This window comes from Micromonospora sp. NPDC005413 (genome assembly GCF_040606435.1).
Lineage (GTDB): Bacteria > Actinomycetota > Actinomycetes > Mycobacteriales > Micromonosporaceae > Micromonospora.
Window position 1 is genome coordinate 55,622 of record NZ_JBEXEV010000011.1, and the last position, 19,781, is coordinate 75,402.

Annotated in this window: 24 protein-coding genes; 4 read left to right on the forward strand and 20 right to left on the reverse strand. The window is 72.9% G+C overall.

Features of this window, described 5'->3' with window-relative positions; all coding sequences use genetic code 11:
• Positions 1-38 precede the first annotated feature (38 nt).
• Complete coding sequence (locus tag ABZS37_RS14930; protein WP_355169140.1) at positions 39-554, forward strand: trypco2 family protein; 516 nt, start codon at positions 39-41, stop codon at positions 552-554.
• 9 nt (positions 555-563) lie between these two features.
• Here ABZS37_RS14930 and ABZS37_RS14935 read toward each other — a convergent pair whose 3' ends face one another.
• Together ABZS37_RS14935 and ABZS37_RS14940 are read right to left on the reverse strand one after the other, a co-directional pair.
• Positions 564-1,838, reverse strand: a complete 1,275-nt coding sequence (locus ABZS37_RS14935; RefSeq protein WP_355169142.1) for a cupin domain-containing protein — start codon at positions 1,836-1,838, stop codon at positions 564-566.
• A gap of 9 nt (positions 1,839-1,847) precedes the next feature.
• A complete protein-coding gene (locus tag ABZS37_RS14940) occupies positions 1,848-2,153 on the reverse strand; it encodes a hypothetical protein (protein WP_354996037.1) in 306 nt (101 codons plus the stop codon).
• 156 nt (positions 2,154-2,309) lie between these two features.
• On the opposite strand from ABZS37_RS14940, the gene ABZS37_RS14945 reads away from it, so the two are divergent.
• The gene (locus ABZS37_RS14945) at positions 2,310-3,089 is read left to right on the forward strand and encodes a DUF72 domain-containing protein (RefSeq protein WP_355169144.1); all 780 of its coding nucleotides are present in this window, start codon (positions 2,310-2,312) and stop codon (positions 3,087-3,089) included.
• A gap of 43 nt (positions 3,090-3,132) precedes the next feature.
• Here the strand turns inward: ABZS37_RS14945 and ABZS37_RS14950 are convergent, their stop codons facing one another.
• The 10 genes from ABZS37_RS14950 to ABZS37_RS14995 form a co-directional block, all read right to left on the reverse strand.
• Positions 3,133-3,561 (reverse strand): DUF2267 domain-containing protein, encoded by a 429-nt coding sequence (locus tag ABZS37_RS14950; RefSeq protein ID WP_355169146.1) that lies wholly within the window; start codon positions 3,559-3,561, stop codon positions 3,133-3,135.
• Positions 3,554-3,739 (reverse strand): hypothetical protein, encoded by a 186-nt coding sequence (locus ABZS37_RS14955; RefSeq protein WP_355169148.1) that lies wholly within the window; start codon positions 3,737-3,739, stop codon positions 3,554-3,556. Before ABZS37_RS14955 ends, ABZS37_RS14950 begins: the two co-directional genes overlap by 8 nt.
• Positions 3,740-3,862: 123 nt before the next feature.
• The gene (locus ABZS37_RS14960; RefSeq protein ID WP_355169150.1) at positions 3,863-4,735 is read right to left on the reverse strand and encodes a DUF72 domain-containing protein; all 873 of its coding nucleotides are present in this window, start codon (positions 4,733-4,735) and stop codon (positions 3,863-3,865) included.
• 48 nt (positions 4,736-4,783) lie between these two features.
• Positions 4,784-5,182, reverse strand: coding sequence for a TraR/DksA C4-type zinc finger protein (locus ABZS37_RS14965; protein ID WP_355169152.1), 399 nt, complete (start codon positions 5,180-5,182; stop codon positions 4,784-4,786).
• Positions 5,183-5,347: 165 nt separating this feature from the next.
• Positions 5,348-6,010 (reverse strand): uridine kinase, encoded by a 663-nt coding sequence (locus ABZS37_RS14970; protein ID WP_355169154.1) that lies wholly within the window; start codon positions 6,008-6,010, stop codon positions 5,348-5,350.
• A 38-nt stretch (positions 6,011-6,048) separates the two neighbouring features.
• Complete coding sequence (locus ABZS37_RS14975) at positions 6,049-6,654, reverse strand: winged helix-turn-helix domain-containing protein (protein WP_355169156.1); 606 nt, start codon at positions 6,652-6,654, stop codon at positions 6,049-6,051.
• A 247-nt stretch (positions 6,655-6,901) separates the two neighbouring features.
• Complete coding sequence (locus ABZS37_RS14980; protein ID WP_355169158.1) at positions 6,902-7,450, reverse strand: winged helix-turn-helix domain-containing protein; 549 nt, start codon at positions 7,448-7,450, stop codon at positions 6,902-6,904.
• A 50-nt stretch (positions 7,451-7,500) separates the two neighbouring features.
• Entirely contained in the window at positions 7,501-7,989 is a 489-nt protein-coding gene (locus ABZS37_RS14985) for a rhodanese-like domain-containing protein (protein WP_355169160.1), read from the reverse strand.
• 46 nt (positions 7,990-8,035) lie between these two features.
• A complete protein-coding gene (locus ABZS37_RS14990) occupies positions 8,036-8,491 on the reverse strand; it encodes a cysteine dioxygenase family protein (RefSeq protein ID WP_355169162.1) in 456 nt (151 codons plus the stop codon).
• A gap of 111 nt (positions 8,492-8,602) precedes the next feature.
• Positions 8,603-8,980: a signal peptidase I gene (locus tag ABZS37_RS14995; RefSeq protein ID WP_355169164.1), complete on the reverse strand. Its 378-nt coding sequence runs from the start codon at positions 8,978-8,980 to the stop codon at positions 8,603-8,605.
• Between the two features lie 64 nt (positions 8,981-9,044).
• Between ABZS37_RS14995 and ABZS37_RS15000 the strand changes: the two genes are divergently transcribed.
• Together ABZS37_RS15000 and ABZS37_RS15005 are read left to right on the forward strand one after the other, a co-directional pair.
• Entirely contained in the window at positions 9,045-9,437 is a 393-nt protein-coding gene (locus ABZS37_RS15000; RefSeq protein WP_354996049.1) for an ankyrin repeat domain-containing protein, read from the forward strand.
• Positions 9,438-9,469: 32 nt separating this feature from the next.
• Positions 9,470-10,417: a DUF3500 domain-containing protein gene (locus tag ABZS37_RS15005; RefSeq protein WP_355169166.1), complete on the forward strand. Its 948-nt coding sequence runs from the start codon at positions 9,470-9,472 to the stop codon at positions 10,415-10,417.
• A gap of 125 nt (positions 10,418-10,542) precedes the next feature.
• Here ABZS37_RS15005 and ABZS37_RS15010 read toward each other — a convergent pair whose 3' ends face one another.
• The 8 genes from ABZS37_RS15010 to ABZS37_RS15045 form a co-directional block, all read right to left on the reverse strand.
• On the reverse strand, positions 10,543-11,301 hold the full coding sequence (locus ABZS37_RS15010) for a class I SAM-dependent methyltransferase (RefSeq protein WP_355169168.1): 759 nt from the start codon (positions 11,299-11,301) through the stop codon (positions 10,543-10,545).
• 168 nt (positions 11,302-11,469) lie between these two features.
• Complete coding sequence (locus tag ABZS37_RS15015; protein WP_355169170.1) at positions 11,470-11,664, reverse strand: helix-hairpin-helix domain-containing protein; 195 nt, start codon at positions 11,662-11,664, stop codon at positions 11,470-11,472.
• A 63-nt stretch (positions 11,665-11,727) separates the two neighbouring features.
• A complete protein-coding gene (locus ABZS37_RS15020) occupies positions 11,728-12,219 on the reverse strand; it encodes a DUF2231 domain-containing protein (RefSeq protein WP_355169172.1) in 492 nt (163 codons plus the stop codon).
• Between the two features lie 242 nt (positions 12,220-12,461).
• Positions 12,462-13,202, reverse strand: a complete 741-nt coding sequence (locus ABZS37_RS15025; protein ID WP_355169174.1) for a GAF and ANTAR domain-containing protein — start codon at positions 13,200-13,202, stop codon at positions 12,462-12,464.
• A 179-nt stretch (positions 13,203-13,381) separates the two neighbouring features.
• Entirely contained in the window at positions 13,382-15,673 is a 2,292-nt protein-coding gene (gene secA2, locus ABZS37_RS15030; protein ID WP_355169176.1) for an accessory Sec system translocase SecA2, read from the reverse strand.
• 75 nt (positions 15,674-15,748) lie between these two features.
• Positions 15,749-17,527 (reverse strand): ABC transporter ATP-binding protein, encoded by a 1,779-nt coding sequence (locus ABZS37_RS15035; RefSeq protein ID WP_355169178.1) that lies wholly within the window; start codon positions 17,525-17,527, stop codon positions 15,749-15,751.
• 52 nt (positions 17,528-17,579) lie between these two features.
• Complete coding sequence (locus ABZS37_RS15040) at positions 17,580-18,668, reverse strand: zinc-binding alcohol dehydrogenase (RefSeq protein ID WP_355169180.1); 1,089 nt, start codon at positions 18,666-18,668, stop codon at positions 17,580-17,582.
• Positions 18,661-19,671: a Gfo/Idh/MocA family oxidoreductase gene (locus ABZS37_RS15045; protein ID WP_355169182.1), complete on the reverse strand. Its 1,011-nt coding sequence runs from the start codon at positions 19,669-19,671 to the stop codon at positions 18,661-18,663. The genes ABZS37_RS15040 and ABZS37_RS15045 overlap by 8 nt, the downstream gene beginning before the upstream one ends.
• Positions 19,672-19,781: the final 110 nt, after the last annotated feature.

The following is a 19,781-nucleotide window of genomic DNA, read 5'->3' on the forward strand; positions in this document are numbered from 1 at the left end:
TGGTCGGCCACCCACTCGCGCGGAAGGTCAGGTACGACATGGACGTGATCGACTACAGCGTGCCGGTCGAGGAACTGGTGTCGGCGGTGAAGGACGCGGTGAAACAGGCCGGCATCTCCACGACCAACGTGGGCCGGGACCTGCGGGTCGGTTCGGTTCAGCTGGTCTTGAGCGCGGTCGTCACCACAAAGCTCGGCGGTGGCCTGGACTTTCGGGTCCCGGTGATCGGCTGGAAGGTCAAGGTGGGCGGGAGCCGCTCCCGGCAGCGGACCCACACGATCGACATCACTCTCGTCGCCGAGGATCTCCAGGGTCGACACGAGCTGCGGAACAGCGCCGTCGAGGAGACCCTCGTCGAGGCGATCACCACGATTCGCGCGGCGGTCGCCGCCGGCACCGACGGGGACGACCCGTTGGTGCTGAAGGCCGGCACTGTGGAACTCGTCTTCGGCGTCACCGACCAGGGCACGATCTCGGTCGGCGCGGAGGGCGAGCTGACCGACGAGGTCACGAACACGCTCAGGATCGAGCTGGTCGGGGCCACAGCCGGTTAGGCGCTTCGCTCAGGCCGGGACCAGGACGGCCTCGCGGAGCAGTCGGCGGGCCAGGGTGACCCGGTCCGCGTCGTCGGGCAGCCCGGGTAGGTCACCGACCCGGGTGACCGTGCCATTGAGCAGGGCGCGAGCCGCCGGCTCGCAGTCGGCCGGCAGAGTGATGGTGCGGTCGAACAGCCGCAGCGCCACCGTGTCCGAATCCTGCGGTACGAGCTGCCAGCGCAGGCCGGGGCGCAGGGTGAGCCGGGAGTCGGCGTCCAGTGCGGCCAGCGCGTTGGCCTGGGCGAGCGGCCGGATCGGCGCCGGGCGGGCGGCCGGCCAGACGCGCTGCCGCAGCCGCGCGGCGACCGCGCCCGGGTCGGCGCGCAGCAGCCAGTCCCGCAGCGCCTCCACCGTCTCGGTCAGCTCCGGCTCGATGGCGTCCGGGTCGGCGACGTCGGTGCCGAACGGCAGGCTGGCGCGCAGCCGCTGGTCCTCGGCGGCCAGCGCGAGCAGCTCCTCGACCAGGGCGTAGCGGGTGAGCGCGCGGATGCCGACGGTCAGGTGCAGCGAGCTCGCGTCCTGCGCCTGCGCGCTGTGCAGCCAGCCCCGGGGCAGGTAGAGGGCGTCGCCGGGGGCGAGCACCACGTCCAGCGCGGCGGGGCCCTGCGCGGTCGCGCCGACCTCGTCGGCGCGTCCGCCCCACGGCTGCTTCTCCAGCGGATCGGGCAGCACCGGCGGATGGATCCGCCAGTGTTTGCGGCCGTCGACCTGGAGCACGAACACGTCGTGGGTGTCGTAGTGGGTGGCGAAGCCCTGGCTGCCCGCCGGGGTGAGGTAGGCGTTGATCTGCAACGGCTGGTTGAGCGCGAGGCCCAGGTCGCGGGCGAAGTCGACCAACGGCGGCCAGATCCGGTGCAGGCCCTGCAGCACCAGCGTGGCGCCGGAGGCGTACTGCTCCAGGACCCGCTCGTCGAGCACCTGGTCGCCGATCTCGGCTCCCGCGCCGCCGCCACCGGTCCAGCGCGCCGCCGCGACCAACTGGCCGTCCCTGGCGACGCGCAGGAACGGGGTACGCAGACCCCGCCGGCTCAGCAGCTCGTCGGCGTCGGCGGGGCTGAGCAGGTCGGTGAAGCCGGTCGGGTCGGGCAGCTCGGCGGCGCGGGACAGCAGCGGGGTGTGCCCCCAGTGCGCGGCGACGAACTTGGCTGGCTCGACCGAGACGCAGCGGGCCAGCGCGGCGGTGGCGTCTGCGGACGAAACCGCCGGGCGGCTGTGGCCGCCCGGCGGGTCGAGGTGCGTCATGGTGTGCCGCTACCGGGCGCTGCCGTCAGCGCCACCGTCCTGCTGGCCCGGGGTGGCACCGCCGTCGGCGGGACCCTCCGCGCTGCCGTCGGCGCCACCGTCGTGCTGGCCCGGGGTGGCACCGCCGTCGGCGGGACCCTCCGCGCTGCCGTCGGCGCCACCGTCGTGCTGGCCCGGAGTGGCACCGCCGTCGGCGGGACCCTCCGCGCTGCCGTCAGCGCCACCGTCGTGCTGGCCGGGGGTCGCGCCACCGTCGGCCGGGCCCTCCATGCCGCCGCCGCCCGTGGTCTGCATGTCGTCATCGTTGAGTGGCATCGGTACTCCCTCGGTGTGCCGCCCCGCCGTTAGCCGGGGTTCGTCGTGCTGCGGGTGGTACCCCACGCGCGATCTTCTCTAACCCTCACCGTAGACGTCGAACCGGGGCGACACGGGCAGTTCGCGAGCGGCGGCGCAGAGTGCCAGGATGGGGCGGTGATCCTGGTGGGCACGTCCGGCTGGCAGTACCGCGACTGGCGGGGCCGCTTCTACCCCCAGGGGCTGCCGCAGCGACTCTGGCTGGAGCACTTCGCGGAAGGGTTCGCCACGGTCGAGGTCAACAACGCCTTCTACCGGCTGCCGGAGCGGGACACCTTCGCCGCCTGGCGGGCACGGACCCCGCCGGACTTCTGCGTGGCGGTGAAGATGAGCCGCTACCTCACCCACATCAAGCGGCTGCGCGACCCGGCCGAGCCGGTGGCCCGGTTCCTCGGTCGCGCCACCGCGCTCGGTGACCGGCTCGGCCCGGTGCTGCTGCAACTGCCACCGAACCTGCGGGCGGACGTCGAGGCGCTCGACGCGACACTGCGGCTGTTTCCGGCGGAGGTGCGGGTCGCGGTTGAGCCCCGGCACCCCTCCTGGTGGACCGACGCCACCCGCGCGGTGCTGGAACGGCGTCGGGCGGCGCTGGTCTGGGCGGACCGGCTCGGACGCCCGGTCGCCCCACTCTGGCGCACCACCGACTTCGGCTACCTGCGGCTGCACGAGGGGCGGGCGCGGCCCTGGCCCCGGTACGGCCACGCCGCGCTCCGGTCATGGGTGAGCCGGCTGGCCGACGCCTTCGGCGCGGACGAGCCGGCGTACGTCTACTTCAACAATGATCCGGGCGGCGCCGCCATCGTCGATGCCGTCGCGTTCGCCGCCCTGGCCCGTGCTGCCGGGCACCCGGTATCCCGGGTGCCACCGTCCGCCGAGGCGGACACCTCCGGCGACTGAGCCCGCCCAACGGGTCGTCGGGCGGGCTCGCGGCGTCACGCCATCACGGCATCATCCTGGCGAGGTCCTTGGGCATGGTGTCCTTCACGTCCTGCCACTCGCCCTGGGTGACGTGTCGGCGCAGGGTGTCCAGCACCACCTGCGTCACCCGCTCCGGGCCGCCCTGGACGTCGTACGGGAAGCCCTGACGAACCTCGTAGAGGAAGTCGTCCCGGTTGAGCTTGATCGGGACGTCCGACGGGTTCCAGCCGTCGAAGTAGATCCCCCGGACCAGCACCGGCAACTGCTGGGCGAACTCCACACTCTCGTCCACCGGCAGCCGGTCGCGCAGCAGGTGCAGCACCGTGCGCAGGGCCGCGTACGACTGGTTGCGCCGATCCTTCGGCCACCCGTACGCGTTCTCGATGTCCTTGAGAATGAGGTTCGTCTTGTCCAGCGAGGACTCGAACGCTGAGATCATCGTGTCAGCCATCGGTCGACCCCCGTTCCGTGCTGTCCCACCGTCGGTCGTCGGCGCGCCGTGGCGGCCCCGCCGGGCCACGGCGGGCCCGCATCGGGCTGCCCTTCGGGGCGCGCCGGGCGTTGTCGGCCGTACCGACCACGTGCAGGACGGCACCACGCCGTCGATCCGTCACCACTCGAACCGTCATCCCCGTCACCTCCGTGTCGTCTCCGGCGTCGGCCACCCTGAGGCGGCCCTACCCACCGTGTCCACCCTGCCGGCGGGGCGGGTGAGTCGGCACCACCCGGATCGGGTGAGCCGGCGACGGTGATCAGTCGGCGCCGAGGAGCCCGGCCAGCGTCGCGGCGTTGGTCTGCGCATAGTCGCGGTAACAATTGTTCATGAGCACGTGGGTCTGCCCGGCCTCGTCGGCCAACTCGCGTAGCTTCGGCGCCCAGTCGGCCAACTCACGCTTGGAGTAGTGATAGCCGAACTTCTCGTGGATGTCCTTGCTGGTCCACTTGTCGCTGTGGCCGTGGAAGCGCACCACCGCGAGATCCGCGGTGGCGGCCAGCACCGGGGGCAGCGATGTGCGGTGGCCCTGCGGCATGTCCACGCAGACGTACGGCAGTTTGTGCTCGCGCAGGAAGGCCAGGGTCTCGTCGGCGTTGTCGCCGTCGAACCAGGAGGCGTGCCGGAACTCGTAGACCGGGCGTAGCGGCGCGCAGCGCTTCGCCACCTCCAGCAGGTACTGCTTGTTGGCCCGCTTGATGGTGAACCAGGGCGGGAACTGGAACAGCAGCGCGCCCAGCTTGCCCGCCTCGACGAGGGGGTCCAGCGCGGACAGGAAGCGCGTCCACACGTCCTCGTACGCCTGCGCGGGCAGGTCGTCGGGGTAGACGTTCTTCTTGTCGGTCTCCGGCCGCAGGTCCTTGTACAGCGCGCTGACCCGGGTGGGATGCCCGGTCAGCAGGCTGAACGCCTTGATGTTGAAGGTGAAACCGGCGGGGGTGCGTTCGGCCCACAGCCGCGCCGTCGCCTCGGCGGGCGGCGCGTAGTAGGTGGCGTCCACTTCGACCAGCGGGAACTGCCGGGCGTAGTAGGCCAGGCGCTTCTCCGGCGTGTCCGCGGTCTGCGGGTACCACCCCGAGTCCAACAGCGTGCGGTCGGTCCAGGACGCGGTGCCCACGAGGATGTCACCCATGGGTGAAGTCCATCGCGTCGTGGACCGACCGGCAACCGCTGGCGTCGCTCAGGCCGCCCGCCGTTCGCGGGTCTGCTTGCAGGTCACGCAGGTGGTGGCGGACGGGAAGATCTCCAGCCGTTCCACCGGGATCGCCGCCGAGCAGCCCTCGCACCAGCCGTAGGTGCCCTCGTCGAGTCGGCCGAGGGCGTGCTCGAACTGGGCGCGGCGGTCGAGAATGGTCCGCAGCAGGGACTGCGCGGTGTCCCGTTCGGCCGTCTTGGTGCCGCTGTCGGCCTGGTCGTCGCCGGCGGTGTCACCGACCTCCACCAGCCGCAGCACCTGGCTCTGGAGCAGGGCCTGCTCGTACTCCCCGGTCAGCTCGTCGTAGCGCGCCTGGAGGGAGAGCCGGATCTGGTCGATCTCCGTCTGGGAACGGGCCGTACCGACCGTGTCGTGGACGAGCATCGCTGCCTGCCTTTCCTTAAGCCTGTGGCTCACGGTGAACCGGTTGCCGGCGGCGTCAGGCCCCGGTCACGGTCGCATTCGGTACGCGGGCGGTCACCCGCGCTCTGTGAGCCGGGCGAGTACCCGCCGGATCAGCCGAGCAAACCGGCGAATTCCCGGCGGTTGTCAGCCGTCGCCGTCGGGCTCCACGAGCGCGGGGTGGCGGGGGTCGTCGGCCCGCACCACCACGTCGGCGAAGCTCGCCGGGACGACCTCCTCGGCGTACCGGTCGAAGGCCGGCAGCGCCCACTCCTGGGCCGGATCGGTGCGCCGACGGAGCGCCGCCGAGGACATCTCCAGGTGAATGGTGACGTCGAAGGGCAGGCCGCCGCCGAGCAGCAGCGGGCCGCTGACCAGGACGACGCCGCCGGCTGGCAGGTCGACGTAGCGGGCGCGGCTGGCCCGGTCGGCGTCGGCGTCCCAGAGCGACGGGAGCAGGCGCCCGGTGCCGCCGGGGCCGGCCGGGTCGAGCACCTCCCGGCGCAGCCCGGCCTCGTCGACCCAGCCCTCGTAGAAGGAGTCCGGGTTGGTGCGGCCCAACTCGAAACGCAGCGACGCGGGGCGGAGGAAGTCGGTGGCGCGTACGTGCAGCACCGGGCGGCCCCGGGCGCGTAACGGGTCGACGAGCGCGGCGGCCAACTCGTCGGCGCGGGCGGCGGGGGCGCCGTCCACCGCCACCCGCAGCCGTGCGGGCCCGGCGGCGGCGGTCGCGGCACGAGTCGCCGCGTCGGCCAGCCGGCCGGTCAGCTCGGTGACGAGCAGGTCGGGCGAGATGGGGCGGATGCGCACCGGACCATCCTGCCCCGCGTCGGATGGGTCGACGCCGGTCAGCCCGTGCGGTCGACGGTGACCTGGGCCTCGTCGGCCAGCCGGTAGCCAACGCCGTAGACGGTGGTGACCAGGGGGACGTCCACGCCGACCTTGCCGCGTAGCCGACGCACGTGCACGTCGACGGTGCGTACGCCGGCGTGCTCGTAGCCCCAGACGGCGTTGAGCAGTTGCAGCCGGGTGAACACCCGGCGCGGATGGGCGACCAGGTGCAGCAGCAGGTCGAACTCCAGCCGGGTCAGCGGCAGAGGCTCGTCGTCGCGCAGCACCGAGCGCGACGAGGAGAGGATGTGCAGGGCGGGGATGGTCGGGCTGAGCGCCCGGGCCGGCGAGCGGTTGGCCGGCGCCTGGTCGGGGCGGCGTTCGGCCGGGACCGAACCGATGATCACGCCCTCGCCCCGCTCCAGCATCTCGCGGGCGGCCTCAAGCAGCCGACGTGCCGCCGGGGTCAGCGACTCCTCACAGGCCAGCGGGATGGACAGCGTCACGGTGAGCACGGGCGCGCCGGTGTTCGCCGGGCGGCGCTGGCCGCCCGGTGGTCGACCGGGCACCGCGGGTTGGGACGTATGCCATCCGGCGCGCGACGAGGCAGGGCTGACCGACATGGTCCTCCTTGGGCTGGTCCGGGTATCTCCCCACGGCCCGGGACGCCGCTTCATCGATGCTTCCCGGCGCCTGGGCGAGGGTCAAGAGGCGGCTGCGTTGCATGAATGTGACAATTGACGAACACATCGGAGCCAGACGCTCGCTCTGCGTACGAAGCCTGATGATTACAGCAGAGTCGTCGAGATGCCCCGATACGGGGGTCCCCGCCCGGTTCACCGGGCGGTCACATCGCCACCGGACCAGGGCTCAGCGGGTGCGGTCCACGCTGATCCGTGCCTCGTCAGCCAGCCGGTAACCGACCCCGTAGACGGTGGTGACCAGCTCGGATCCGGCCAGCTTGGCGCGCAGCCGGCGGACGTGCACGTCCACGGTCCGGGCCACCGCGTGCTCGTAACCCCAGACGCTGGACAACAACTGGAGGCGCGTGAAGACCCGGCGCGGGCGCTCGGCCAGGAACAGCAGCAGCTCGTACTCGATGCGGGTCAGCGGGACGACCCGGTCGCCCCGGCGGACCATCCGCGAGCCGGCCAGGATGCGGACATGGTCCCCGTCGGCGGACGGCTCGCCGGTGGCGGGGCTCGGGGCCGCTCGCGGCACCGACGCGACATCCTCGACGGTACGCAGCTGACCCTCCCCCGACTCGGCCAGCTCCCCGAGCAACTGCACCAGCCGGGCCAGCCGAGGGCTCAGCGGCCCGGGGGCGAGGTCGAGGGTGATGGTCAGGGTCGGGCCGGTACGCGGACGGACCGGGCGCGCACCCGGGTGGCGGCGCGTGGGGATGGCGACGACGGACATGGTGCCTCCTGAGTGGCGGTACGCCCGCCACGCCCGGTGCGGCGTGACGGTCAGCGGCGCGTCCGCCCGGCGGTGACCGGGGACGCGAGGGGGGACGTGCGGTGCAGCGGGGTCGGGCCGAGGGCCGGCAGGCCGGCGATCCGCCAGGCCGCGAACCCGCCGACCACATCGGTGGCCCGGTGCAGGCCAAGGTCCTGCAGGGCGGCGGCGGCCAGCGACGAGGTGTAGCCCTCCTGGCAGAGGATCACCACCGGTACGTCGTAGTCGACCGCCTGCGGCAGTCGAGCGGGGCAGCGCGGGTCGAAGCGCCACTCCAGCACGTTGCGCTCGACCGCGAGCGAGCCCGGCACCACGCCGTGCGCGGCCCGCTGCGCGGCCGGCCGGATGTCGACCAGCAGCGCTCCGGCCCGGCCTGCCAGGTGTGCCCGCTCGGGGTCCAGCCGGTCGAGCCGGGCACGCGCGGCGGCCAGGATCTCGTCGATGCCCCGGGAGCCCGGCGGCGGCACGGGAGCCAGACAGTGCTCGGCGGTTACCTGCATTCTCGGTTCCTCTCGGTGACAAGGTGTGGATCGTGGCTCGCCGCGCTCACCAGGACCGGCCGGCCTCGGCGACCTCGGCGACCCGCAGTCGCCCGTCCAGGAGGTGGTAGCGGGTCATCCGCACCAGCGCCGGCCGGTAGACGTGCACGCTGACCGCCGGTGCCGGGCCGTGGTTCGTCACCTGGTGCACGTGTCGCGGGCCGAAGCGGCGACCGGCGTCGGTGGGCAGCAGCCGTGGGCGCAACCGGCCGCCGGTGACCGTCTCCTCGGTGAGCGTGCCGGTGACGACCCGGAACGCTCCGGCGGAGCCGCCGTGGTCGTGCAGGTCGGTGCCCTGCCCGGGCAGCCAGCTCAGTGCCCACACCTCGTGGTCGTCGCCGACGGCGAGGCGGGCGTACCAGCGTTCGGCGGGGTCGAAGCGCAGCGCGACCGGCCAGCCGGCCGGGTCGGCCCACCGGGCGGCGACGGTGAGCAGGTCGGGCTCCGGGCGGTGGTGGGTCATGGCGGTTCCTCGCGGGTCGTTCGGCGGGGTGCCCTCGTACTCTAGACTGCAAAGCCTATAGGTTTAGTAGGTAATTCCATTTACTGGGACGCCCGTCGTGGCCACGGCCGATCAGAGCAGTACCGGAGGGTCCACCCGGTAGCCGGGCAGCGACGGCCACCGCACGGTCAGCACGACCGAGGCGCTCTCGGCGAACCAGGAGTGGTCCACCCCCCGGGCCCACACCACGTAGTCGCCCGGCGCGGCCAGCCGCACCGTCCGGTCCGGAAGCTCCACCCGGAAACAACCCTCGACGAGGACGAGCAGGGTGGTTCGCCGTTCCCCGGTCGCCCACCGCGACCGGGCCTGTCCGGGCGGATGCACGCCCCACTTCACCTCGACGTCGGTGCTGTGTCGGATCTCCCCCGGCGGCGCGAAGTGCCCGAGCAGCCAGCCGGCGTTGGCGGCACCGTCGACACCCGCGTTGCCCACGTAGACCGTCTCACCCATCGGACCCCTCCCCCAGTGCGCCGGCCGAGCAACCTATCAGGGCCGGCGCGACTAACCTGGACCGATGACCGAGGAACTCGACGCGGAGACGCTGGCGTTCGCGCACCGGATGTTCGACCTGGCCCGGGCCGGCTCCACCGAGGAGTTGGCCGCGCAGCTCGACGCCGGCCTACCGGTCAACCTCACCAACGACAAGGGCGACACCCTGCTGATCCTGGCCGCGTACCACGCCCACCCGGACACGGTGGCCGCCCTGCTCAGTCGCGGCGCCGACCACTCCCGCGCCAACGACCGGGGTCAGACCGCGCTTGCCGCCGCGGTCTTCCGCAGCAGCACCGAGGCGGTCCGCGCGCTCCTCGCCGCCGGAGCCGACCCGGCACACGGTAACCCGTCCGCGGCCGAGACCGCGCAGTTCTTCGACCTTCCGGAGATGGCGGAGCTGCTGCGCGCCGGCTGACACGGGCACCGACGTGCCGGTATACAGGGTCGGTGGAAGATCCCCTGCCCGAGCAGATGCGGACCGCCAGCAGCACACTGCTGGCCGCGCTCGACCCCGCCGCCCGCGAGAGCACCCTGCACCCGTTCGACGACGAGGCGACCCGGCGTTGGCTGGAATACCGGCCCCGACCCCGACCCGGCGTCTGCCTCGCCGAGTTGGACATCGCCGGGCGCAAGGCCGCGCACCGGCTGCTGGCCACCGCGCTGAGCCCATCGGCGTACGCGCAGGCGATGGCGATCATCTCGCTGGAGGAGGTGCTGGACCGGGCCGAGGGCTGGCAGCGCGGGCGGCACAGCGGTGACTACTGGGTGGCCGTGTTCGGCGATCCGGCGCGCGACGACCGCTGGGCGTGGCGGATCGAAGGACACCACCTGTCGGTGAACATGACCGTGGTGGACGACCAGGTCTCCCCCGCGCCGATCTTCTTCGGCGCCAACCCGGCCGTGGTCCGGTACGCCAGCCGCCCGGTCTCGCGCCCACTCGGCGTCGAGGAGGACCTGGCCCGGGCACTGCTCGACGCGCTGGGGCCGGCCGAGCGGGCCGCCGCGATCATCGACGACGAGGCGCCAGCGGACATCATCAGCGCCACCCGTGGGCGGGTCGACGGGCCGCTGGAACCGCTCGGCGTGCCGGCGAACCGGCTGGGGCCGACCGGCCGCGCGTTGCTCGACCAGGTGGTCGCGCTCTACCTGGACCGGCTACCCCCCGAGCTGGCCATCCGAGAGGCGACCCGACTCGACGCCGGCCAGTTGCACTTCGCCTGGGCCGGCCCGACCCGCCCGGGGCAGCGGCACTACTACCGGGTGCAGGGCGACGACCTGCTGATCGAGTACGACAACACCACCGCCGACGGCAACCACGCGCACACCGTGCTCCGCCGCCCCGCCAGCGACTTCGGCGCCGACGTCCTAGCCACCCACCACCAAACCCACCACTAAACCCACCCGGCCGCCCCCCGCTCCGTCGCCCCCCCGCTCCGTCGATCATGGAGTTGTGGTGGGCGGCTCGCCCTGATACGCGGCTTCTGTGAAGCACCACAACTCCATGATCGAGGCTCCGTAGGTCAGGGGCGGGTGGCCTCGATGAGGAAGCGTTGGGCGTGGGCCACGAAGGGGCCCTTGGTGGTGATGCGGTGGTGCAGGTTCAGCAGTTGTGCGCGGTACCGGTCGACCGTGAACCCGGGCACCGTCCAGATCACCTTGCGCAGGAACCAGACCACCGCGCCGATGTCGGAGAAGGTCGCCCGCAGGGTGCCCCGGCGCAGGTCGACCACCCGCAGCCCGGCGGCTTCGGCGGCGGTGACCGCGTGCTCGGGGTGCCGCTGGGTCGCTGGCGGCAGCGGACCGAGGATCGCCTCACTCAGCTCCCGCATGGTGCCCGGCCCGATCTGCTGTGACAGGTACGTCCCGCCCGGCCGCAGCACCCGGGCGGTCTGCGCCCAGTCGGTACGCACCGGATGTCGGCTGACCACCAGGTCGAAGGAGGCGTCACGGAACGGCAGCGGGCCGTCCGGGTCGACCGCCACCACTGTCGCGCCCACCCGGCGCAGGGTCCGTCGGGCGACCTCGACGTTCGGCGGCCAGCCCTCGGTGGCCATCAGCAGCTTCGGCGGGCGCGGCACCTCGGCGAGCACCTCCCCGCCGCCGGTGTCCACGTCCAGCGCCGCGTCGACGCGTGCCATCCGGTCGGCGACGAGCCGGGCGTACGCCCAGGGTGGACGCTCCTCTGTGGCCCGACTGGCCAGCCAGTCGAAGCCCCAACCGTCGACGGGCGCGGCGGCGGCCTCCGCGATCAACTCCTCGGCGTCACGCTCAGCGTTCATGGCGGTCAGCCTCGCCGGACGGTCGCACGTCCGGCAACCCATTTGCCGCCGGGCGAGGGCCAGGGCGGGGCGGGTCCGAGCACGCCCGCCGCGTTTCCCGGTTTCAGGGGAGCTGGTGGCCCTGCGGTGTCGGCAAACGACACCGACGCTCGGGAGGAGCGGCCGAACTCAGCCGAGGCTGAGTTGGTGCTCCTCGAGGGCGGTCTGGAGGATGGCGAGCGCCCTCGGTCCCATGCCGTGCAGTGTGGCCAGGTCCGACCGGGGAACGTCCGCGAGTTGGCGCAGTGTGGTGTAGCCGGCGCCGTGCAGGGCTCGAGTCGCGGGCGCACCGATCTTCGGAAGTGTGTCCAGAGTCGAGGTCATCCGCGGATGGTAGACGGCCAGCCCTCTGCGGGCCGGCTCCACGCGTCACCCCTACCGGTCGGGTCAGGGGCGCGGGCGGACGATTTCGACGGTGGAGCCGGCGAGCGCGTCCAGACTGCCGGCCTCGGCACGACCGGTGTCGAACTGGCGCATGAGCCGGGCGCCCAGGTGTACGCCGACTCCGCCGACGGCCAGGGCGACCAGCTCGGTGATCAGGATCGCGACTGACGCGCCGCGCTGCGGGGACTGTGCCCGGACCAGGCTGGTGAGCAGGAACATGCCGGCCATGGCCGCGTTCACGAGGTTGAAGGCGATCGCGGTGCGGCGGGTGCGGTCACCTGGGACGTCCCACAGGTCGACCATGCCGGCCACCGCGGTCAGCGCCGCGGCGACGAGGGCGGCGACGCCCGTCCAGTAGCCGACCTCGCCCAGGAACGCCGGCCCGCCGACGACGTCGGTGAGGTCGAAGACGGTGGCGCTGACGAAGAGCCCGAACGGGAACGTCACCAGCATCGGTTGGATCGGGTGCCCCTGCACCCGCAGCCGGCTCTGCATTGGTCCTCCCCCGGGTCGGCGCAGCTCACCTGACCACCAGAGTGCTACCCGAGCCCGGTTGCGGCGAAACGATGCCGCCCGACTCGCCGCCGGCAGGGAGAACGGGCACGCCGCCGCGCCCGTCGACACGGGACGGGCAGAGCAGCCGATGATCGACTCCGTGTCGGCGATGTCGGGGTATCTCAGCGCCGGGAGACCCCGATGTCGGCGACCTGGAGTCGATCAGGAAAACGAGCGGCCGGTCAGTTGTCGCGGGGGCGGGAGACCGTACGGACCAGTCGCTCGGCCACCTCGCGCAGCGGGATGTCCAACGACGACGCGGCGGTACGCAGCACCTCGAGGGCCTCGGCCGGTGGGCACCCGCGCTGCGTCATGATGACGCCGACGGCCTGGCCCACCACCCCGTTGTGCAGTTGCGAGGCGTCCCGTTCGCTGGCGAGAGCGAGCTGCCGGCCACGGTCACGGACGGCGGCCAGCAGCAGGCCGGCGTGCTCGGCGAGCAGCATCGCGGTCAGCTGGTGTTTCGGGGTCAGCCGGTCCGGCGATCCGGCGTAGAGGTTGATCGCACCGATCACCTGGTCGTCGATGTCCACCGGCGCGGAGATCACCCCGCGGACGCCGAGGTCGCGGGCGCGTGCCGTCCAGGTCGGCCAGCGAGGCTCACCGGCCAGGTCGGCTGCGAGGATCATCTCGCGGCGTCGGATCGCGCTCATTGCCGGCGAGTCGGGCCCGTGCCGAAGGTCGTCCAGGCCGCCCAGCCGGTCGTCGGAGGCGGCCACCCCGGCCGGTTCGCCGGCGCGCAGGGCGGTGAACCCGCACCAGCGCACACCGGCCACCGCGTCCCGGGTGACCCGGACCAGCGCCAGCAGGGCCTCATCAAAATCGGTCAGCGCGATCAGGCCAGCGGTCAGCTCCCGTAACAGCGCGGCGGTTTCCAGGACACCGAGGTTCTGCACCACCGGTTCCCGCGTGTCGAGGTTCACCGGTTCGCAGCCTTCGTACACTCTCGCGCCTGCCCAGCGGGCATCGTCACCTGTGTCATCGTCTGCTCTCTCCCGACTTGACCGACCAGCCCTACTACCCCGCGTGACCCGGGTCGAAACGGCGTAAATCAGGGCCTCTGCCGCACGAGGACGCGCGACAGAGGCCCCAGAGACCTGCGTCAGCGCGGTGCGCCGCTGAGCCGCCGCCCGATCGACGCGATCAGCCGGTCGAGCTCGGAACCGAACGGGTTGTCGTGCACCAGGTACGTCCAGGTGGCGGTGGGCCGGACCAGGGTGCCGTCCCCGGGCTGCCAGTCCTCATCGAATTCGGTCTCGGTGAAGGTGGCGATGGTGCGGGCCTCGATCTCCGGGATCAGGTTGTTGAATGCCGGCACCGCGGCTCGGTGGAACTCGTCCAGCGGATCGAGCCGGCCCAGCGCCCGCAGGTGCACGCCCTCGCGGACCTCCGACAGCTCGGCCAGGTGCTCCGCCCAGAGCCGGTCCAGGTGGTAGAGCGCGATCGACCGGGCCGCTCGGGCGAGCAGGTCCTCGTCCATCTCGCCGGCCTTCTCGGGCTCCTTCTCAAGCAGCATGACCGCGGCCACGTCACTGGTCAGCAGCCGTTCCCGACGCGCGGCGAGGGCCTTGCGTTGCTGCTCGGTCACCACGCTGTAGCGCCAGGTGTTGCGGTGGATCTCGTGGTTGACGCCCTCGGCGACCCGCTGGGCGTGCTCCACCGCGTAGTCCACCTGATCGTCGGTCACCAGACCGTCGGCGTTCATCCGCGGCGACGCCGGCACCGAGTCGGCGGCGTGCCGGACGACCAGGTCGTCCTCCAGGCTGACGAGGAAGACCGAGCCGCCCGGGTCGCCCTGCCGGCCGGCCCGACCGCGCAGCTGGTCGTCCACCCGGCGGCTGTCGTGCCGGCCGCTGCCGATCACGTAGAGCCCGCCCAGCTCGGACACCCGCTCCTGGTCGCTCTGGTCGCTACCGCCGAGCCGGATGTCGACGCCCCGGCCGGCCATCTGGGTGGAGACGGTCACCGAGCCGTACGCGCCGGCCTCGGCGATGATCGCCGCTTCCTCGTCGTCGTTCTTGGCGTTCAAGACCACGCAGGGCACCCCGGCCGCGTTCAGCCCGGCGGCCAGCCCTTCGGACTCCTTGACGTCCAGCGTGCCGACCAGCACCGGCCGCCCCTTGGCGTGCCAGCGCTGGATCTCGTCGATCAGCGCCTCGTCCTTCTCCGCCCGGGTGGCGTAGATCCGGTCCGGCTCGTCCTCGCGGACGCACGGGGTGTTCGGCGGGATCACCGCGACCTCGAGGCCGAAGAACTCCCGCAGCTGGTCGCCGACCAGCACCGCGGTGGCGGTCATGCCGCAGAGCTTCGGGTAGAGCCCGAGGAACGCCTGCACGGCGATGGTGCCCAGCACCTCGCCCTCGGCGGTGGCGTCCAGGCCCTCCTTGGCCTCGACCGCGGCCTGGAGCCCGTCCGGCCAGCGGCGGCGTTGGGCCACCCGGCCGCGCATCTCGTCGATCAGCTCGACCGAGCCGTCCCGGACGATGTAATCCACGTCACGGTGCAGCAGGGCGTGCGCGTGCAGCGCCACGTTGACCGCAGAGAGCTGCGCGACGTGCTCCTCGTCGTACAGGTCGATGCCGAGCTTGGCCTCGATGGCGGCCAGGCCGGCGGAGGTGAACGCCACGCTGCGCCCGTCCTCGGCGACCGTGTAGTGCTTGCCCTTGCGCAGGCCCCGGACCAGCCCGGCGGCGGCGTGCACCGGGTCCTGCTCGCCCGGCACCGCGCCGGCGAGGACCATCGGCACCCGGGCCTCGTCGATCATGATCGAGTCGGCCTCGTCGACGATCGCGGTGGCCAGCGCGGGCTGCACCCGGTCGTCCACGTCGGTGACCAGCTGGTCGCGCAGGTAGTCGAAGCCCGCCTCGCTGACCGAGACGTAGGTGACGTCGCAGGCGTACGCGTCGCGCCGCTCCTGCGGGGTGGAGGCCTCGTTGACCCAGCCGACGGTGAGGCCGAGCAGGGTGTAGACCGGCTCCATCCACTGGGCGTCACGGCGGGCCAGGTAGTCGTTGACGGTGAGCACGTGCACCGGCCCGTTGCCGAGCCGGACATGCCCGTACGCGGCGATCGTGGCGGTCAGGGTCTTGCCCTCACCGGTGGCCATCTCGGCGACCTTGCCCGAGAGCAGCGCCATCGCGCCGAGCAGCTGCACGTCGTACGGCCGCTGGTCGAGGCCACGGCGGGCGGCCTCGCGGCCGACGGCGCAGATCGCCTCGTAATCGGCGGCAGCACCCGCGGCCTCGGTCAACTCGGCGTCGTCGAGCGCGCCGAGGTCGGCCTCGCGCGCCTCGATCGCCGGCAGCAGCTTCTCCAGTGGAGCAAGATCCACGGTCGAGCCGGGGCGCTGGAGGAACCGCCGGAACTTGCTCTTGAACCGTTGCGACACACCCATGAGCGGCAACGGTACGCGATTCCGGCCGGCTCGCGCGGCCCGGTCGCCCGGTATGTCGAGCCCGACGGGACGGAGTCAGCCGACCAGCAGCTGGTGGGTGGCGAACTCCCGGTAGAGCGGGTCCGTGGCGGTCAGCTCGGCGTGGGTGCCCACGGCCACCACCCGGCCGCCGTCGAGGACGACGATCTGGTCGGCGTCGACCACCGTGGCGAGCCGGTGCGCCACGATCAACAGCGTTCGGCGGACGGCCACCGCGTCGATGGCGCGGCGCAGCGCGGCCTCGTTGCGCGAGTCGAGGTTGCTGGTCGGCTCGTCGAGCAGCAGCACCGGCGGGCCGGCCAGCAGCGCCCGGGCGATGGCCAGCCGCTGCCGTTCGCCCCCGGAGAGCAGCACCCCGCCCTCCCCCACCTGGACGTCGAGGCCCTGCGGGGAGCGCTGTGCCAGGTGGCCCAGGTTGACCTCGTCGAGGACCCCGTGCAACCGGTCGTCGGTGGCGTCCGGGGTGGTGATCAGCAGATTCTCCCGCAGCGTGCCGGCCAGCACGGGGGCTTCCTGCTCGACGTAGCCGAGCCGGGCCCGCAGCGCGTCGCGGGGCAGGTCCCGAACGTCGTTGCCGTCCAGCCGGACCGCGCCGGCGCTCACCTCGTAGAAGCGCTCGACGAGGGCCAGCAGGGTCGACTTACCGGCGCCGGAGGGGCCGACCAGTGCGGTACGGGTGCCGGCCGGCACCGCGAAGCTGACCTCGTGCAGCACCGGCTCACCGCCCGGGTAGCCGAACCCCACCCGGTCGAACTCGATCATCGGGGCGGGGCGGCGCGCGGTCACGCCGGCAGCGGCGGGCACCGGCCGGTCCGCCGCGCCCTCCGCCGGCACCGCCAGGATCTCCTCGATCCGCTGCAGCGCGCCCAGGCCGGTCTGCAACTGGGTGTACGCGTTCAGCACCTGGGCCAGCGGCAGGGCCAGGAAGAACAGGTACATGACGAAGGCGACCAGATCCCCGACGGTGATCGCGCCGGCGGCCACCCGGGCCCCGCCGATGCCGAGCACCAGCAGGAACGCGCCCTGCACGGTGACCGAGCCGATCGGCCCGACCACCGCCTGCACCCGGGCCACCCGCAGCCCCGCCCCGTACGCCGCCCGGGCGCTGCCGGTGACGGTCTCCGTCTCGCGGGCCTCGGCCCGGCTGGCCCGGATGGTCCGGGCCGCCGAGATGGACCGCTCCACCGCCGAGGTCATCTCGCCGACCCGCTCCTGGGCGGCACGGGCCAGTGCCCGGACCCGCCGCGCGAACGTGGCCGCGAAGCCCAGCCCCAGCCCCACCCCGAGAAGGGTGACGCCGAACAGCAGCGGATCGAGCAGGACCATGGCGGTGCCCGCGCCGAGCACCATCACCGCCCCGGTGACCGTCTCGAAGAGCCCGGAGGTGACCACGGCCCGCAGCAGCGTGGTGTCCGAACCGACCCGGGAGAGCAGATCACCGGTACGCCGACGGTCGTACTCGGCGATGGGCAGCCGCAGCAGGTGCCCGGCCAGCCGCCGCCGGGTTCCCAACACCAGCCCCTCGGCGGTGCGTTGCAGGAGGTAGTTGCGCAGGCCCCCGATCGCCGCGCCGAGCAGCACCAGCACCACCAGCACCGCCACCAGCCGGGCCACCCCCAGGCCGTCGCCCACCCGGTCGAGCACCGACCGGGTGAGCAGCGGCTGGGCCAGTGACGCCCCCGCCCCGGCCAGCGACAGCGCGCCCACCACGACGAGGGTGCCGCGGTGCTCACGCAGGTAGGGCAGCAGCGCGGTCAGGCCGACCGACCGGTCCTTCGGGGTGCTGCCGACCGACCGGTCTTTCGGGGTGCTCATGTCGGGAACGGTAGCCCGCTCCGTCACCTGACGAGCGCGCTCCACCGCCAGGTCACGCGGCCAGCACCACCTGAAGCTCCTGGCGGCGACGCTCGGCCAGGTCGGTGAGCAGGGTGGGCGCCTCGTCGAACGGCACCACCGCCGAGACGAGGTGCTTGCGGATCACATCCCCGTACGTCCGGAGCAGGTCGATGGTCTCGGCGGAGAGCCGCTCGCGGTCCCAGGTGGGCGCGAGCCCGCGCGGCACCCGACCGATCTGCGCGCAGCGCAGCGAGAGCCCGTTGTGGTGGAACTCCTCACCGAGCCGGACCGCGTCCGCGCCGCCCTGGTAGAAGGCGAGGTCGATGACGGTGCCCTGTGGCCGCAGCAGCCGAAGGGCGAGCTGCAACGCCCACGCCTGCCCCCGGCACTGGAACACCACGTCGGCGCCCCGGTCGCCGGCGGTGTGCGCCCAGCGGGTCTTGAGCACCACCGCCGGGTCGTCCGCACCCGGATCGAGGGTTTCCAGGCCGAGCGCCTCGGCGACCTGGCGGCGTTGCGGGGTGGGGTCGAGCACCACCACCGAGGCAGCGCCGTTTCGTCGGGCGAACAACGCGGTCAGCAGGGCCACCACACCGGCGCCGACCACGGCGACCCGCCGACCGCGTACCCCGTCGCCGAGCGCGCGGACGTCGGCGCCGTGCAGATCGGCGGCGGCGTGCAGCAGGCCGTTGGCGCAGATCGGGCCCATGTGCGCGACGTACACGCCGAGCAGCGGGTCCAGGTCGTCGGGCAGCGCCACGAAGCGCTCGGCGACCGGGTCGGCCAGCCAGCCGGTGCGGTGCCCGTACGTCATCGCGCCCACCGTGCCCACCGCGACGGCCGGGGTGTCGCTCTCCACCACCCGGCCGACCTGCATGTAGCCGAGCCGGGTCACCGGGTACGGGGTGCTCGCGTCGCCCGGTTGGAACAGCCCCAGGTCGGCGTTCCAGGTGACGTTCAGGTAGGGGTTGGTGCCCTTGACGTAGCTCAGTTCGGTGCCGGCGGAGACACCGCTGAACAGCGTCTCGACCCGGAAGGTGCCGGGGCGGACCGGCGGGGCGTCCTGCTCCACCAGCTCGACCCGGCCGGGGCCGGTGACCACCACGACCTTGTCACGCATCGACGGTCACCCCCGTGCTGAGCACTGCCGGCCCGGTCGGGGCGGCGAGCCGAACGGTCGCGCCGGTGCGGGCCGAGTCGGCCACCGCGAGGGCCAGCCGCTGGGTGGCCAACGCCTCGGCGTACGGGACACGTACGTCGTCGCCGATGCCGCGTACGGCGTCGATGAAGGCGCGGTCCACCGCCACCCGGGCGGCTTCCGGGTCGGCGGGGACGTGTCGTTCACCGTCGGCGTCACGGATCGACAGGCCGTCCTCGGTGAGCGACAGGGCGAGCCCGTCGGCGAGGATCTCCAGGCCGGCGCGGTGCTTCCAGCCCAGTACGCAGGCCGCGCTGAGCGTGCCGACCGCACCGCTGGCGAAACGCAGCGTGGCGGTGGTCACCGAGTCGATGTCGGCGCCGTCGACCGGCGGCGGTGTGCCGTTGCCGTACGCGGTGACCTCGGTCACCTCACCGGCCAACGTCCGGATCAGGTCCAGCACGTGTGCGGCCTGCTCGACCACCGGGCCCCCCGAGCGGTCCCGCCGCGACCACCACGCCACCGGGGGCACCTTGTCCAGCCAGGCACCGCTGACCATCCGCACCGGGCGGTCGGCGAGCAGTTCGCGGGCCTCGTCGAGCACGCTCAGGTAGCGCCAGTGATGGCCGACGGCGGTGCGCAGCCCGCTGCGCGCGACCCGGTCGGCGATCCGCTCGGCGGTGGTCACATCGACCGCGACGGGCTTCTCCACGAACATCGGCACCCCGGCGTCGATCACCGCCTCCTCGGCCGGGCCGTGCGCGAACGGTGGCACGCAGACGTACACCGCGTCCGGGCCGGTGGCCAGCAGCTCGGCGACGTCGGCGCAGGCCTGCCCGCCGTGCTGTGCGGCCAGCGCGGCCGCCGCCTCCGGCGCGACGTCGGTGACCCCGACCAACTCGACGTCATCGAAACCGGCCAGCACCCGGGCATGACGCTGTGCCACTCCTCCGGCTCCGATCAGACCCACCCGACATTTACGCATTCCGACAACCCCTCCGAGGACGTTTCATGTGCGATGGGAGCAGTCCCCTGAGGTGTGCGCAATCAAACGTTCATCCCCCGGGAACGCGTTGAGGTCACGTCCGTGATCAA

Excerpts from the sequence above, each read along its gene's own strand:
- ABZS37_RS15015 (WP_355169170.1), bottom strand. The coding sequence starts at position 11,664 with ATGACCTCGACTCTGGACACACTTCCGAAGATCGGTGCGCCCGCGACT.
- ABZS37_RS14985 (WP_355169160.1), bottom strand. The coding sequence starts at position 7,989 with ATGCAGGTAACCGCCGAGCACTGTCTGGCTCCCGTGCCGCCGCCGGGC.
- ABZS37_RS15020 (WP_355169172.1), bottom strand. The coding sequence starts at position 12,219 with ATGCAGAGCCGGCTGCGGGTGCAGGGGCACCCGATCCAACCGATGCTG.
- ABZS37_RS15045 (WP_355169182.1), bottom strand. The coding sequence starts at position 19,671 with ATGCGTAAATGTCGGGTGGGTCTGATCGGAGCCGGAGGAGTGGCACAG.
- ABZS37_RS14965 (WP_355169152.1), bottom strand. The coding sequence starts at position 5,182 with ATGCTCGTCCACGACACGGTCGGTACGGCCCGTTCCCAGACGGAGATC.
- ABZS37_RS14950 (WP_355169146.1), bottom strand. The coding sequence starts at position 3,561 with ATGGCTGACACGATGATCTCAGCGTTCGAGTCCTCGCTGGACAAGACG.
- ABZS37_RS14940 (WP_354996037.1), bottom strand. The coding sequence starts at position 2,153 with ATGCCACTCAACGATGACGACATGCAGACCACGGGCGGCGGCGGCATG.
- ABZS37_RS14955 (WP_355169148.1), bottom strand. The coding sequence starts at position 3,739 with ATGACGGTTCGAGTGGTGACGGATCGACGGCGTGGTGCCGTCCTGCAC.
- ABZS37_RS14990 (WP_355169162.1), bottom strand. The coding sequence starts at position 8,491 with ATGACCCACCACCGCCCGGAGCCCGACCTGCTCACCGTCGCCGCCCGG.
- ABZS37_RS15010 (WP_355169168.1), bottom strand. The coding sequence starts at position 11,301 with ATGAACGCTGAGCGTGACGCCGAGGAGTTGATCGCGGAGGCCGCCGCC.
- ABZS37_RS15035 (WP_355169178.1), bottom strand. The coding sequence starts at position 17,527 with ATGAGCACCCCGAAAGACCGGTCGGTCGGCAGCACCCCGAAGGACCGG.
- ABZS37_RS14935 (WP_355169142.1), bottom strand. The coding sequence starts at position 1,838 with ATGACGCACCTCGACCCGCCGGGCGGCCACAGCCGCCCGGCGGTTTCG.
- ABZS37_RS15000 (WP_354996049.1), top strand. The coding sequence starts at position 9,045 with ATGACCGAGGAACTCGACGCGGAGACGCTGGCGTTCGCGCACCGGATG.
- ABZS37_RS14995 (WP_355169164.1), bottom strand. The coding sequence starts at position 8,980 with ATGGGTGAGACGGTCTACGTGGGCAACGCGGGTGTCGACGGTGCCGCC.
- ABZS37_RS14930 (WP_355169140.1), top strand. The coding sequence starts at position 39 with ATGGACGTGATCGACTACAGCGTGCCGGTCGAGGAACTGGTGTCGGCG.
- ABZS37_RS14975 (WP_355169156.1), bottom strand. The coding sequence starts at position 6,654 with ATGTCGGTCAGCCCTGCCTCGTCGCGCGCCGGATGGCATACGTCCCAA.
- ABZS37_RS15040 (WP_355169180.1), bottom strand. The coding sequence starts at position 18,668 with ATGCGTGACAAGGTCGTGGTGGTCACCGGCCCCGGCCGGGTCGAGCTG.
- secA2 (WP_355169176.1), bottom strand. The coding sequence starts at position 15,673 with ATGGGTGTGTCGCAACGGTTCAAGAGCAAGTTCCGGCGGTTCCTCCAG.
- ABZS37_RS14980 (WP_355169158.1), bottom strand. The coding sequence starts at position 7,450 with ATGTCCGTCGTCGCCATCCCCACGCGCCGCCACCCGGGTGCGCGCCCG.
- ABZS37_RS14960 (WP_355169150.1), bottom strand. The coding sequence starts at position 4,735 with ATGGGTGACATCCTCGTGGGCACCGCGTCCTGGACCGACCGCACGCTG.